The organism is Bacillus sp. FSL R9-9410, assembly GCF_038050385.1.
Classification (GTDB): Bacteria; Bacillota; Bacilli; order Bacillales; family Bacillaceae_G; genus Bacillus_A; species Bacillus_A cereus_U.
In genome coordinates this window covers 3833036-3847281 of record NZ_JBBOTV010000001.1, presented here as the reverse complement: position 1 = coordinate 3847281, position 14246 = coordinate 3833036, and the positions used below count along the sequence as shown (strand labels likewise).

Here is a 14246-nt window from a genome sequence, read left to right as displayed (position 1 = left end):
TCTGTTATGAAGAAAGAAGAGATAATGGCGAGTAGGATTACGGAGCAACTTGGGGGAGTAAAAAATATTCGTGGCATTGCTCATTGTATGACGAGGCTGAGATTAACGCTTCATGATGAAAGTAAAGTGAACATGGACCTTTTGAAAAAGGTTGAAGGTGTTATGGGGGTCATTGAAGATGAAACACTTCAAGTTGTCGTTGGTCCAGGAACGGTAAATAAAGTAGCAGCTGAAATGGAAGTTTTAACAGGGCTCAGAATTGGTGAAGTGGCAGATCATCACCTTGAAGATCTCGGCCAAGAGATAAAGTCAGGGATAAAGAAGAAAAATAATACACCAGTGAAAAACTTTTTAAGAAAAATAGGAAGTATTTTCATTCCGTTAATACCTGGTCTTGTCGCATCAGGAATTATAAATGGGGTTGCTAACTTTGCGAAAAATGCAGGTGCTGACCCGAATGCAACATGGCTGCAAATGTTACTTTTAATTGGCGGGGGTATCTTTACATTCTTAGGCATTTTAGTCGGCTGGAATACAGCGAAAGAATTTGGCGGGACACCAGTTCTTGGGGCAATTGCAGGTATTTTAATTTTCAACCCAGCGATGGCGAATGTAAAATTATTCGGTGAAGCACTCGTACCCGGACGGGGCGGATTATTTGCAGTTATTTTTGCAGCATGGCTTATGGTTGTAGTTGAAAGACAAGTTCGAAAAGCAGTGCCAAATGCAGTTGATATTATCGTGACACCACTCATTACTGTATTAGTGGTAAGTATAGTAACGATGTTAGCAATTCAACCAGTTGCAGGTTTCTTATCTGAAGGAATTACAAGCGGAATTAATGCTATCTTAAATATTGGCGGAGCATTTGCCGGAGCTGTACTTGCCGGAACATTTTTACCTCTCGTTATGGTCGGATTGCATCACGGTTTAACACCGATTCATATGGAATTTATTAATCAAACGCACGTAACGCCTTTATTACCAGTATTGGCAATGGCAGGTGCTGGGCAAGTAGGAGCAGCGATTGCGATTTATGTAAAAACAAAAAATAAACGACTTCGTAATGTGATTAAAGGCGCATTACCAGTTGGTTTTTTAGGAATTGGCGAACCGTTATTATACGGGGTTACATTACCACTTGGGAAACCGTTTCTTACTGCTTGTTTAGGCGCAGCTGTCGGTGGTGCATTCCAAGCAGTTATGAAAACGGCTTCACTCGGAATCGGTGTATCAGGATTATCATTAATTCCGTTAATTGCTGATAATAAGTATTTATTATATTTCCTTGGATTAGTAGTTGCATATACGTTCGGATTCATCTTTACGTACTTCTTTGGCTTTAAAGAAGAAATGGCAGAAAACATATAGAGAAAGGGATTCCTTTCTCTTTTTTTATATTAATAGAAGGAGAGATTTATATGATAGGAGTTTCAATTTATCTTTCAAAAGAGCGAGTAGAGAAACAAGAAGGATGGTTAAAACTAGCGAAAGAAAACGGATTTTCATCTATTTTTACATCTCTTCACATTCCAGAAGATGATCCGAAAACGTATAAGGAGTTAATTCAAATACTTGGGAAACAAGCTCTCGAAAATGAAATGGAGTTAATGGTTGATGTCTCTCCAAAATCGTTACATCATTTAGGAATAACGTATGAAAATGTGGAAGAATTATTGGAGTGGGGCATTACTGGTTTACGAATGGATTACGGCATTATGTCAAAAGAAATTGCGAGTGTATCACATAGGATGAAGGTAGCGTTAAACGCGAGTACGATCACAGAATCATTTTGGAAAGAGTTACTTGCGGAAAATATACGAGTAGATCGTGTAGAAGCGTGGCATAATTTTTATCCGCGTCCGGAAACAGGACTAGCAAAGTCGTTTTTACAAAAACAAAATAAGTATTTACATGAGTGCGGAATAAAAACGATGGCATTTATTCCGGGAGATGGTGAAAAACGTGGTCCGTTATATGAAGGTTTACCGACGTTAGAAAAACACCGCTATATGCGGCCGCTTGAAGCGTATTTAGAACTTATGCAAGAGTGTGACGTCGATAAAGTGCTAATTGGAGACATAAGCGCGAGTCTAGAAAGTGTACAAGAAATCGCGAGTGCGAGTAATGGGATTATTCCGGTGCGATATGAGCCATTTACAAATGAAATGGAAGCATTGAAAGTGGTAGAGAAAGTGCATACAAATAGACTAGATCCAGCTCGTGATGTCATTCGCTCGGTAGAATCACGAGAAGAAAATAAAGTGATTTTACAGCAGATGAATACAATTTCAAGAAAGAAAGGTAGCATCACAATGGATAATGAATTGTATGGTAGATATGCTGGAGAAATGCAAATTGTTATGAATGATTTACCTGAAGATGGGAAAGTGAATGTTGTCGGAATGGTTGTGGAAGAGGACGTGCCGTTATTGCCTTATATTGGTGCTGGAAAAAAGTTTCAACTTTTTCTGTGTGATAGAGTAAAAGCTTGAATTTGCGCTATTTTATAAAAGACATTATTCGTAAAACGGATAATGTTTTTTGTTTTCTTTAAAAAAAGCATTTGACGAATGAAAAGAAATACCGTATTGTTTTGTCTTGTGAATAAATGTTCACCATAACAAAACAAAAAGGGGATTTCAAAATGAATCAATATATTGGGAATTTAATTATTCGTATCGTGTTAGGAGTTACGTTCTTTGCACACGGTTTAGCAAAGTTTCAATCAGGTATAGATAACGTAGCAGGATGGTTTACAAGCATCGGTTTACCAGGTGCTCTTGCATATGGCGTAGCGACAGTTGAATTAGTAGGTGGTATATTATTAATTATCGGTTTAGGTGTACGATATGTAGGATTGTTATTCGCCCTTATTTTAGCTGGAGCTATCGTAAAGGTAAATGGAGCAGCAGGATTATTAGGAGATGGAAAGAATCCGGGATATGAATTAGATCTTGCATTATTATCAATGGGTGCGTATTTATTCGTTGTAAAAGCAGAAGGATATGTCGATCGTTTCTTAAAAGAGAAAGTAATGAAAACGAAGTAAATTTCATTTTTTAAGTGTTGACTTGACGACTTGTTGTAACTATAATGGTTACAACAAGTCGATTAGTAATAAAATGATTCGTATATTTTTTTATTCTAGTTGTAACTAAAATAGTTACAACTAGAATAAAGCTTAAAGAATAAAGGAATATAAAAGAGTAAATAAAAAGTGGAGGAAATAACATGTCAAAATTACATTTAGAGGTTTTTACAGGATCTGAGCAAGCATTTCAAGTTACATCCACAATTGTATACGGAGAAAAAGATGCAATTCTTATCGATGCACAATTTTTATTAAGTGATGCGCACCGTTTAGCAGCTCAAATTATTGAAACAGGAAAGAATTTAACTCATATTTATGTGACTCATTTCCATCCAGATCACTATTTTGGATTAAATGTATTACATGAAGCATTTCCAGAAGCAAAGATTGTTGCGTTACGGAATACTGTTGAAGATATTCGTAATACATTTGAGAAGAAAGTGGAACAGTGGAAACCATCTATTGGGCATAATGTTCCTCATCAACCAATTGTTCCAGATGAATTAACAGAAGAGAAATTGATTTTAGAGGGAAATGATTTAATCATTAAAGGTGGTTTGCAAGGTGATACACCGAATAATAGTTATGTATGGATTCCATCATTAAAAGCCGTTGTTACAGGCGATATCGTTTATAACAATACTTTCGTATGGACGTTAGAAACAGATGCTGAAGCTCGTCATAAATGGTTAGAAACATTAAGTGAACTTGAAAATTTTCACCCTGAAATTGTTGTAGCGGGTCATCGTGATTATGACGTACCAAATACAGCAGACGCGATTAAGCATACTCGTAAATATTTAGTAGCATTTGATGAAGCTCTTGCAGGAAATCCTTCAAGTGAAGAAATTCAAACGGCAATAAAGGAACGATTCCCGCGCGTTAAAGCGTTAGAAATTGGACTTATTTTAGCGGCAAACGCGTTTGGGGCGAAAAAATAATGAAGCAAAAAACAAATTTAGAAATTATTCAAAGCACGTATGAAGGATCAGCTTCTTCGAATGCAAAACATTTAGCAGAAGCATTTTCTGAAAAAGTGGAATGGACAGAGGCAGAAGGTTTTCCGTACGGCGGAACGTATATAGGTACAGAAGCTATAATGGAAAATGTATTTAGTCGTTTAGGATCAGAATGGGATGATTATAAAGCGAGTGTAAATACGTACCATGAAGTAAACGGAAAAGATGTAATTATTGCTGAAGGTGTTTATTCAGGGGTTTATAAAGAAACGGGAAAATCATTTGAGGCGGAATTTGTTCATGTATGGCAGCTTGGAAATGGAAAAATCGTGAAATTTAAACAATATGTGGACAGTTACATTGTACGAGAAGCGATGAAGGCTTAAAATAAAATAAGGAAACAAATGGAATCGACTATATGCAGGCGATTCCATTTGTTTATGTAATTATTAGGGGGAATGGGGAGTACATAATATGAAAAAATGGATAATAGGGACAATTACAATGATTGTAATTGCGATAGGAGCTGTATTCGGTGCTACTAAGTTTCTTAATTATATAGAGGAGGAGGAGAAGAGCCTTAAAGTACAAAAAGTAATGGATCAACAGGAGAAGAAAGTAAAGGAAGAGAAGCCACAAGTTAGTGAAGATGAAATTATTTCTACAATGCATAGGATGGTACATCAAAAAGTGAAATCCTCTGAGAAATGGGGATTTATCGAAATGACAAATAAGGAAATTAGTAGTGCGAAGAACGCAGTAGAAAGCAGTACTAATTTTAAATATAAATCAAAGCTACTTTCTACTTTAGAGCGCTGGGAGAAAGGGGATTTTTCACAGACGGTTGAGGAACATAACTTTTTGTGGGAAATTCAAGGTGGTGATACCGGAAAGGCAACAGAACGTTTATCGCCAGAAGAAGAAAAACAGTATGTGAAAGAAATGAAAGGTAAATAAAAACATCGCCACTCTGGTGGCGATGCTTTTTCATTAAGAATGCTTTCGTACTAAAGCTCTAGTCGTCTGAGGAGAAACAGTTTTAAAATGAGAGAATAAATAGCACCCTGTAACGACGATAATTGTCCCGAAAATTTGAATCCATGTTAGTTCTTCTCCAAGGAAAATAAATGCTAAAATAGCTGTGAAAATTGGATTGAAATTTAGAAAAATACCCGATGTAGTAGCTCCTAATTTCTGTACACCAATGTTCCAAAATACCATACAAAGGACCGTTGAAACGAGTCCTGTATATAAAAGTGATGTTATGAAGGAAGAATTGATATTGGAAACAGTGAAGTTGCCTATGTTAAATGGAAGCAATAAAATGACGCCGAAAATACCAGAATATAACGTCGCCATTAGCGGTGTAACTGTTTTTGTCGCCCATTTACTACAAACAGAATAAATACCCCAAATACATACTGCCGCCATCATCCATAAATCTCCGCTATTAAAATGTAGTGAAAATAAAAGTGCGAAATTTCCTTTTAAAAGGACGAGCATAACCCCGAAAAATGAAAGAATCATAGAAAGAATTTGAAGTGTATTTACTTTTTCTTTTAGAAATAGCACAGAAAATAATGCAATCGAAATGGCGTTCAATGTAGAAATAAGCCCTACATTTGTTGCGGATGTTTTTTCTAGTGCTAAAAATTGAAAAATGTTAAAAAGAACGACTCCTGAAATTCCCATAAGTATTAACGGAAGTATTGCAGAGCGTGGTGGAATAATTTTCTTCTCTTTAAACCATACCATTGGTAATAAACAAATGATCGCAATTAGCCATCTTAAACTTGTCAGTGTCATCGGAGATGCATGATCGACGAGTGATTTCCCAACGACGAAATTTCCTCCCCATAATAAGCTTGTTAATAATAGTAAAAAGACGTAAAAATAAGGCATGTCAAAATCCCCTTTGCCGTAAATTAATATGAATTGTAAATAATTTTAGCATTTTTCTTTATTATGTAATATATTCTTTTGTATAATGGTTAAAAAACAATAAAATGTTTTGTTGTAAATATAATTTATAGAAAGATGTTCAGTTTTGTGTAAGGTGTGAGGTGTTTTTTCGAATAATCATCGGTAAGAAAAAAGGGGGGATTTTGATGGAGTCATCTGTTATTAAAGTGCTTGATGATTTGGATGTGAAAATTTTAGATATATTGCAGAAAGAGTCACAAGTAAGTAATGCAGAGTTAGCACGCCGCGTTAATTTATCACCAGCTGCTATGCATGCAAGAATAAAAAGGTTAGATGGGGAAGGTTTTATTGATAAGCAAGTAGCAATTTTAAATCAAGAAAAGCTTGGTTTTGATTTACTATGCTTCATATTTATGAGTACGAATATTCATCAGTCGGAAAAACTTGAAGTGTTAGAACGAGAATTAGAATCTATGCCTGAAGTGTTAGAATGTCACTGTTTAACAGGAGAGTATGATTATTTATTAAAGGTTGCGAATCGTGATCGTAAAGAACTGGAGCAGTTTATCAGAAAGTTGAACAAGCTTGGTATTACACGGATACAGACGAGTTTAGCACTTCGTGAAATTAAATATTCGACGGTATTGCCGATACGAAATGAGGAACCGAGCATCGATTAAGTTGCTTGGTTTTTTGTTTATATAAAATTCAGAAAAGTGATTGACGGAGAGAAAAGAGAGATGTATTATTATATGGAATTATGAATTAAAATTCATTTAATGTTATAAATATTAACACTGGGGGCAAGGGGATATAATATGAAAATCTTTAATGCGGTTACAAGTGATGTGAAAGAAATTTATAATCTCATTGAAATGTATGCAAAAGAAGGAGTTGTTTTGCCGCGTGCTCTTTTGTCTCTCTATCAATATTTACAATGTTTATATGTCATGAAAGAAGAAGAGAATGTTATTGGAGTTGCTGGTTTACATGTGTTAGGAGAGGATCTTGCAGAAGTACGATCGTTAGTAGTTTCGCATACATATGCAGGAAAAGGGATAGGGCGTATGTTAGTGAATCATGTAATGAATGAGGCAGCAAAAATAAAAGTGAATAGAGTAATTTCTTTAACATATGAAACGGATTTTTTTCAAAAGTGTGGATTTGATTTTGTGAATAAAGAATCATTACCAGAGAAAGTATGGATTGATTGTAGACATTGTCCAAAAGTTGATTATTGTGATGAGGTGGCGATGATACGGTATGTTGGGTGAAATTTTTAGAGAGAAAAAAGGCCCACTATTATTTAAGAAATAGTGGGTATCTATATTTTAGTCAGAAATGAGATGTTGTTAAGAATTTGAATTCGTTTGTCTTACTGCAAAATTATAAAGCGGATCTCTAAGCTCAAAGTTATACGTAGAACCATCGACCAGCCCTACAACTTTATCGCTATCATAAAGGTCGAGCATAAATTGTGCCATTTGTTTTGCAGTATGAAATTTCGGTACAACACCATCATATTGGAACTCATCAATATTAAATGAACGTTTCGCAAATTCTGTTTCAGTTGCAGCAGGAGCTAAAACTTTTGCTTGTAGTTTTGCACCTTGTTCTTTCAGTTCGTGAGATAGTCCTTCTGTAAATGCACTTACATAAAATTTCGTAGCACAGTACGTAACAGCATTGGCAACAATCGTGTATCCACCGCCGGATGAAACGTTAATAAGCTGTGTTCCTTCGGTCATTGAATAATCTCGAACGAAAAGGGAAGATAGTATTGTTAGTGCTTCTATATTTACATGCAACATCGTCTCTATTTTATTTAAATTTTGTTCAGCAATTGAGGCGAAATTACCAAAACCTGCGTTGTTAATCCACGTTTCAATTTGAAAACTTTGTAGACTTTCATAAAATTTATAAACTTCTTCAGTGACGGATAAATCAGTTCTTCGAATGACAACATCCAACTCTGGATGCATTTCGTTAATTTTTAATTTTAATCCGTCTAATGCTTCTTGTCTTCGAGCTACAAGTATTAAATTTTTTCCGCGAGATGCAAAGGCTAAAGCTGATTCATAGCCAATTCCGGAACTTGCACCAGTAATAACAGTATATTTCATATAAAATCCCCCTAAGTTCAAATTAATTTAGTATGGTTAGATTCTATTTGTTAGAGTATACTCTAAGTCAAATGTTTTTTATAAAGCAGTTAAATATATGATGGTAAATGGCATGTGGAGGGAGTATGAGTATGTACACAATTAGCCAGGTAGCTAAATTATTAGGAGTGAGCACACATACATTACGTTATTATGAAAAAGAGAACATATTAATTGCAAATCGCGATATAAATGGAAATCGACTGTATGAAGAATCGCATATAAAGTGGTTGCAGTTTGTAATGAAATTAAAACAAACGCAAATGCCGATAGCGAAAATAAGAGAATACGCTAGATTATATACAGAAGGGGAACATACAACCGAAGCTCGTTTACAACTTTTAGAAAATCATAAAAAATCTATTCAAACTCAAAGAGAAAACTTAGTAATTACAGAGAAGATGCTTGAAAATAAAATTATTGCATACAAAGACTCGTTGGAAAGTAAATAGCGTACAAAATATTTCGTTCTTTGTTGCATGTTGAAAAGGGAGTACAGGTCTTTGTTTTGGAATTTATCTATGAGTATTTTATTATAATGTGCCGATAAATTAAAAAAGAGCAGTTAGCTAAAAGCAACTGCTCGATTCAAGGGATCTCCAAGGGGGGAATGGAGAAAATATTATGTTACTATCATTATTGACAGATTATTAAGAAATATGCATGTGGATTTAAGAAATTTAAAATATTTTTGGGTTAATAGAATCCGGGTGTTGACACTTTATCGATTGGTCATGTAGAATATTTATGAATGACATTCAGTCATTTTTCTATGAAAGGGTGTAGATAAGCAACTTTTATATGTAGTTAGCTTAATAACGGAACAAATATAAGGATAAATGAGGATGATATTGGTTTTTTAAATAGTAGTTAGCGTGAGATTATATTTTTTAAATTAAAAATGACTGACGGTCAGTCAGTAAATAATAGAAGGTGAGAGATATGAAAAATAAAGCTTGGTTATATGTCATATTAACATGTATTTTTGAAGTCTTTTGGGTGTTTGGTTTTAATACAGCTCATACTTGGTGGCATTGGGTCATTATTGTAGGAGTTATCGCTGTTGATTTTTACTTCCTATCGAAAGCGTGCGAACATCTTGCAACAGGGACTGTATATGCTGTGTTTGCCGGAGCTGGTACGGTAGGTACTTTCTTAATGGATGTATTCCTTTTCGGCGGCAGTTTCAGTGTAGGAAAACTATTCTTTATCGTAATGGTCGTAGCGGGCGTTATCGGTTTAAAATTGGCTGATAATAAAGAAGAAACCGCGGAAGAAACTATGGAAGGAGCTGCTTAAAAATGGGTTGGATTTTCGTATTTTGTGCTGCAATTAGTGAAATAGTCGGTGTGATAGGCCTTAAAATGTATAGTAAAGATAAGACGTTAGCAAATGGAGCGATTTATATAGGTGGATTTGCAACTTCCTTCGCATTTTTATACACATCTTTCTTGTTCTTACAAGTAAGTGTGGCTTATGCGGTTTGGATTGGCATTGGAACAGCAGGCGCAGTTTTATTAAATATGTTTCTGTTTGGTGAATCGAAAAGTAAGGCACGTTTGATTAGTGTAGCTCTTATCGTATGTGGAGTTACGGGATTAAAGGCTCTTTCATAAGAAAATGATATTAAAGTTGAATCTCCTAACGATTTGTTGGGAGATTTTTATTATGAAAAGTGCACTATAATTGACAGTACAGCTAGTTATTTTATAAAATGAGTGACAGTCATTCAATACGCGTGTGAAAGGGTTTAGATGATGAATAAAAAAGAAAAAATTGTCTATGCAGCTATTGAAGTATTTCAGGAAAAGGGCGTTGAAAAAACGAAGATTTCTGATATCGTGAAATTGGCTGGCATTGCGCAAGGAACGTTCTATTTATATTTTCCTTCTAAGTTATCTGTTATGCCTGCAATAGCAGAAGTGATGGTTGAGAAGATGATACTTGCAGTGAAAGAAAAAGTACAGAACGATTCACCTTTTTCAAGTAAGGTTGAGCAGGTAATAGATGCAGTGTTTAACTTTATAGCTGAATATCGTGAAATACAAGCTTTAATGTATGCGGGTCTTGCATCTACTGAACATATAAAAGAATGGGAAGCTGTGTATGAGCCTCTTTATATGTGGCTAAGTGAATTTTTAAGTAAGGCGAAAGAAGCTGGTGAAATTCGTGATTCGGTTCATGCAGAGAGAACAGCGAAGTTATTTATCGCTCTTGTTGAATCAGCGGCTGAACAAGTTTATTTATATGATCATAAAGATGATGAGCAGGTTGAGCTACAAAAGGCAGAAGTACTAGGTTTCTTAACACATGCACTACATATAAAGAAATAGTAAGATGAACCTGTCTGAAAAGGTAGGTTCATTTCTGCGGGAAACTGAATGATAGTCATTCACCCTGTATTGATGTATGTGTGGAAGGATAGAGTGAAATTCTAATGAGTGAGGGCATCGTCACTCATTATTAGCCCACAAATAGCAGGATAAAGAAAAAGTTTCTTGGGCATTATTTTTGAGAGGAACTTACGGGAAGAGGTGTTAAAAATTGAAGAAACCGATAAAAGAACAAAAGATGGTATTGATCATTCTTTTGAGTAATATATTTATCGCTTTTTTAGGGATTGGATTAATCATTCCGGTTATGCCATCCTTTATGAATGATATGAATTTAACAGGAAAGACGATGGGCTATCTTGTTGCAGTATTTGCAATGGCGCAGCTTATTACTTCACCTATTACGGGTCGTTGGGTCGACATTTACGGTAGGAAGAAAATGATAATCATTGGATTATTTATTTTTGGTGTTTCAGAGCTTCTTTTTGGATTAGGTACAGATGTGTGGATGCTTTATGCAGCGAGGGTGTTAGGCGGAATTAGTGCCGCGTTTATTATGCCGGGTGTTACGGCATATGTTGCTGATATTACTTCTATTCAAGAACGTCCAAAAGCGATGGGATATCTTTCAGCCGCTATTAGTACCGGATTTATTATAGGGCCTGGAATTGGAGGGTTTATTGCAGAATACGGTATACGTGTGCCGTTCTTTGTGGCAGCAGTGATTGCCTTTATAGCATGTGTGATTTCCATCTTTATTTTAAAAGAACCGTTAACGAAAGAGCAAATTGCAGAGATTTCTGCTAATACGAAGGAATCAAGCTTTATCGGGGATTTAAAGAAATCATTAAATCCAATGTATGCAATCGCATTTATTATTGTATTTGTACTCGCATTCGGATTATCGGCATATGAAACTGTGTTTAGTCTGTTTTCTGATCATAAATTTGGTTTCACACCGAAAGATATTGCTGCAATTATTACGATTAGCTCCATCTTTGGGGTAGTTGTGCAAGTATTTATGTTTGGCAAATTGGTTGACATGTTCGGTGAGAAAGTATTAATTCAAATATGTTTAATTGTAGGTGCAGTATTAGCATTCGTTTCAACTGTAGTCTTTAATTATTGGAGTGTACTTCTCGTTACTTGTTTTATTTTCTTAGCATTTGATTTACTTCGTCCAGCTTTAACGACATTTTTATCAAAAGCAGCTGGAAAAGAGCAAGGATTCGTTGCTGGTATGAACTCAACGTATACGAGTTTAGGAAATATCGCAGGACCAGCGATGGGCGGAATATTATTTGATATAAACATTAATTATCCATATGCATTTTCAGGTGTTGTTTTAATCGTTGGTCTCGGCATTACATTTATGTGGAGAGAGAAACAGCTAGCTCAAAGTTTTGCGAAGTAATGTAGTGAATAACGAAAAGCCTCTTACTATTTTTATGGTAAGGGGCTTTTCGTTTATAAGCTCAATCCAAACCGCTTTAATTCAATAAATATCCCCTCTAATTGCTTTCCTTTATCCGTTAAAGTGTACTCTACACGAGGCGGAACTTCTGGATATACTTTTCTCGTTATAATCCCTTGTGCTTCTAATTCTTTTAGTCGAAGCGACAATGTTTTCGGACTAATCCCGTCCATTGATTTTTGTAAATCACTAAATCGTAATATCCCTTCGATAAGAAGGTCGCGAATGATTAAAAATGTCCATTTTGTACTAATTACGTCAAGAGTTTTAGCGATAGGACATGGGATGCCAGGTAAACCTTTCGTTAATATAACTGGATCTATATTGGTCATGGAAATAGCCTCCATAAAATTTTTTGAATGAATTTGCTTTATCGTATCACAAAACTATCTTTTTGGTAACTATATGAAAAAAATATCTCTACTTCCATAAAGGAAGTTAATGCATATACAATAGCAATACGAAATACAAAGGGTTTGCAGCAGGAGGAGGTGATTTCCATGGGTATGAAAAGGTTATTTGCGTTACTTAGTTTTTTTGTCATTTGTATTGTGCTTGTAGCGTGTAGTGGGGAGGAAAAAACTGAAATCCAATTATTGAAGGAAATGCCGAAGCCAAAAACAATGACAATCGATCCTTCACTAAGCAAAAAAGAAGTGACAGAAATGGTTCATGCAGCCCAGCGCTTTTATGCATTTTGGGATACAGGTAGGGAGGAACTTATTCCGCAAACGGTTACTGAAAATTTTTTCGATAATACACTGCCGAAAGGTCGACCACAAGGCACTGAAGGATTAAAGCTTGCAGCGCAAAACTTTCGTAAAGTAGTTCCAGACATACATTGTGAAGTTGAAGATTTATTAGTGGTTAGTGATAAAGTAACAGCTCGTCTTTCTTTTACAGGAACTCATAATGGTAAAAACATTCGTTTTTTTGCAATTGATATTTTGCATGTGAAAGACGGAAAGATAACGGAAGATTGGCATTTAGAAGATAATCTTACGCTGAAACAGCAACTTGGATTAATAGCTGAAGAGTAAAATAAGGGAGAGAAAAGTTATGAAAAATATATTCATTATAAATGGGCATGAAAAATACGGTTCAAAGGAAGGTCGATTAAATAAAACGCTAGCTGATTGCATGATAAGTTTACTAAGTGAAAATCATCATGTGAAAACAACAACGATTCAAGATGGATACAGTATTAAGGAAGAGCAAGAAAAGTTTTTATGGGCGGATGTTGTTATTTATCAAACACCAATTTACTGGTTTAGTGTACCGGGATTATTTAAAACTTATATGGATGAAGTATATGAATACGGTTTGTTCTTTGAAGGTGCAGATGAATATGGAACAGGTGGTTTATTAAAAGAGAAGCATTATATGTTCTCTACAACTTGGAATGCACCTGAAAAAGCATTTGGAGATAAGACGAAGTTCTTTGAAGGAGAAAGTTTAGAGTCAGCGCTTAGTCATTTACATCGTGTGCAGAAGTTTATTGGTATGAGTCCGTTAAAGAGCTTTGCGTGTTATGATGTGGTGAAAAATCCGGATATTGAGAAGTTTTTGATGGACTTGAAGAATCATTTGGCTGAAGTAATTTAATAATAGTTTGCATCTCTATACGTAGAAGGTTCATCTTTAAACATGTAAAAGAAGGTACTACTAAGGAGGTAGTACCTTCTCTTGCATTCATAAAAATTGCTTAGTTTTTCTTAGCTTAAAGTCTTCATAAGCGGAATTTAACCTTTTATGAAATACGTTGAAAATCTTTACTCATACAGGACTGTTTTAGTTTCTTTGATTTTATCAAATATTTAATATCAGAGATATTATCATATGAAAGCTGAACATGGTAATAGTTAATATACTCAAATAATGCAAAAACATAAACAAATAGAGCGAATGATAGCCCGCCTAAAGGTAAGTGGGGATACCAAATTAAAAAATCGATAATAAACATAATAAGTCCTGCGATAATCAATCCGATATTTATTTTTTTTAGTATTTTTAAATATTGAATAATCCAAATAGGTGTAACAGATGTTTTTTCTTTTTTTAGTCTTTTCCACTTTACGTACCAGTAAAAAGTTCCTTGTAGTAAGAGAAACTCTAAAAGAAGAAATGAGACCCCAAAAGAATATAGGGAATATAAATATAATGTAGGATAAGCATAATTAAGTAAGTAACTTGTGAAAATAAAGGTAATGACTGAAAATAACTCACCTGTGTATAGATAGGAAAGCCTTTTTTCTAGGTTGCTTTTCATGGTTCTTCTCCTTTTATAAAAAACTTCACATT

19 protein-coding genes are annotated in these 14246 nt (G+C 35.0%); 15 read left to right on the top strand and 4 right to left on the bottom strand.

Going from position 1 to position 14246, the window contains the following annotated elements:
• Positions 1–6 precede the first annotated feature (6 nt).
• From MKX77_RS20015 to MKX77_RS19990, 6 genes are all read left to right on the top strand, one after another.
• Positions 7–1371, top strand: coding sequence for a PTS transporter subunit EIIC (locus MKX77_RS20015; protein WP_341307605.1), 1365 nt, complete (start codon positions 7–9; stop codon positions 1369–1371).
• Positions 1372–1421: 50 nt separating this feature from the next.
• Entirely contained in the window at positions 1422–2495 is a 1074-nt protein-coding gene (locus tag MKX77_RS20010) for a DUF871 domain-containing protein (protein ID WP_341307604.1), read from the top strand.
• Between the two features lie 152 nt (positions 2496–2647).
• Positions 2648–3052, top strand: a complete 405-nt coding sequence (locus tag MKX77_RS20005; RefSeq protein WP_341307603.1) for a DoxX family protein — start codon at positions 2648–2650, stop codon at positions 3050–3052.
• Between the two features lie 182 nt (positions 3053–3234).
• Complete coding sequence (locus tag MKX77_RS20000) at positions 3235–4035, top strand: MBL fold metallo-hydrolase (RefSeq protein WP_341307602.1); 801 nt, start codon at positions 3235–3237, stop codon at positions 4033–4035.
• Complete coding sequence (locus MKX77_RS19995) at positions 4035–4439, top strand: nuclear transport factor 2 family protein (protein ID WP_341307601.1); 405 nt, start codon at positions 4035–4037, stop codon at positions 4437–4439. Before MKX77_RS20000 ends, MKX77_RS19995 begins: the two co-directional genes overlap by 1 nt.
• Positions 4440–4527: 88 nt before the next feature.
• The gene (locus MKX77_RS19990) at positions 4528–5010 is read left to right on the top strand and encodes a PRK06770 family protein (protein WP_341307600.1); all 483 of its coding nucleotides are present in this window, start codon (positions 4528–4530) and stop codon (positions 5008–5010) included.
• Between the two features lie 33 nt (positions 5011–5043).
• Here MKX77_RS19990 and MKX77_RS19985 read toward each other — a convergent pair whose 3' ends face one another.
• Positions 5044–5955, bottom strand: coding sequence for a DMT family transporter (locus tag MKX77_RS19985; RefSeq protein ID WP_016103819.1), 912 nt, complete (start codon positions 5953–5955; stop codon positions 5044–5046).
• 206 nt (positions 5956–6161) lie between these two features.
• Between MKX77_RS19985 and MKX77_RS19980 the strand changes: the two genes are divergently transcribed.
• Together MKX77_RS19980 and MKX77_RS19975 are read left to right on the top strand one after the other, a co-directional pair.
• Complete coding sequence (locus MKX77_RS19980; RefSeq protein ID WP_016103820.1) at positions 6162–6656, top strand: Lrp/AsnC family transcriptional regulator; 495 nt, start codon at positions 6162–6164, stop codon at positions 6654–6656.
• 138 nt (positions 6657–6794) lie between these two features.
• Entirely contained in the window at positions 6795–7250 is a 456-nt protein-coding gene (locus tag MKX77_RS19975) for an N-acetyltransferase (RefSeq protein ID WP_341307599.1), read from the top strand.
• 78 nt (positions 7251–7328) lie between these two features.
• On the opposite strand, the gene MKX77_RS19970 is transcribed toward MKX77_RS19975, so the two are convergent.
• Positions 7329–8099 (bottom strand): SDR family NAD(P)-dependent oxidoreductase, encoded by a 771-nt coding sequence (locus MKX77_RS19970; RefSeq protein ID WP_341307598.1) that lies wholly within the window; start codon positions 8097–8099, stop codon positions 7329–7331.
• A 131-nt stretch (positions 8100–8230) separates the two neighbouring features.
• Here MKX77_RS19970 and MKX77_RS19965 point away from each other — a divergent pair, with 131 nt between their 5' ends.
• The 5 genes from MKX77_RS19965 (at position 8231) to MKX77_RS19945 (ending at position 11885) form a co-directional block, all read left to right on the top strand.
• Complete coding sequence (locus tag MKX77_RS19965) at positions 8231–8590, top strand: MerR family transcriptional regulator (RefSeq protein WP_002159148.1); 360 nt, start codon at positions 8231–8233, stop codon at positions 8588–8590.
• Positions 8591–9080: 490 nt separating this feature from the next.
• Complete coding sequence (locus tag MKX77_RS19960) at positions 9081–9437, top strand: DMT family transporter (protein WP_002010813.1); 357 nt, start codon at positions 9081–9083, stop codon at positions 9435–9437.
• 2 nt (positions 9438–9439) lie between these two features.
• Positions 9440–9754, top strand: coding sequence for a DMT family transporter (locus tag MKX77_RS19955; protein WP_000539702.1), 315 nt, complete (start codon positions 9440–9442; stop codon positions 9752–9754).
• Positions 9755–9892: 138 nt separating this feature from the next.
• Positions 9893–10471, top strand: a complete 579-nt coding sequence (locus MKX77_RS19950) for a TetR family transcriptional regulator (RefSeq protein ID WP_341307597.1) — start codon at positions 9893–9895, stop codon at positions 10469–10471.
• A 211-nt stretch (positions 10472–10682) separates the two neighbouring features.
• Positions 10683–11885, top strand: coding sequence for an MFS transporter (locus tag MKX77_RS19945; RefSeq protein ID WP_016119652.1), 1203 nt, complete (start codon positions 10683–10685; stop codon positions 11883–11885).
• A 53-nt stretch (positions 11886–11938) separates the two neighbouring features.
• Here the strand turns inward: MKX77_RS19945 and MKX77_RS19940 are convergent, their stop codons facing one another.
• Positions 11939–12277 carry a winged helix-turn-helix transcriptional regulator gene (locus MKX77_RS19940; RefSeq protein WP_341307596.1) on the bottom strand — a complete coding sequence of 113 codons (339 nt, stop codon included), beginning with the start codon at positions 12275–12277 and terminating at the stop codon, positions 11939–11941.
• Positions 12278–12445: 168 nt separating this feature from the next.
• Here MKX77_RS19940 and MKX77_RS19935 point away from each other — a divergent pair, with 168 nt between their 5' ends.
• Positions 12446–12985: an ester cyclase gene (locus MKX77_RS19935; RefSeq protein ID WP_341307595.1), complete on the top strand. Its 540-nt coding sequence runs from the start codon at positions 12446–12448 to the stop codon at positions 12983–12985.
• Between the two features lie 19 nt (positions 12986–13004).
• On the top strand, positions 13005–13550 hold the full coding sequence (locus MKX77_RS19930) for an NAD(P)H-dependent oxidoreductase (RefSeq protein WP_341307594.1): 546 nt from the start codon (positions 13005–13007) through the stop codon (positions 13548–13550).
• 145 nt (positions 13551–13695) lie between these two features.
• On the opposite strand, the gene MKX77_RS19925 is transcribed toward MKX77_RS19930, so the two are convergent.
• A complete protein-coding gene (locus tag MKX77_RS19925) occupies positions 13696–14214 on the bottom strand; it encodes a general stress protein (RefSeq protein ID WP_341307593.1) in 519 nt (172 codons plus the stop codon).
• Between the last annotated feature and the right edge of the window lie 32 nt (positions 14215–14246).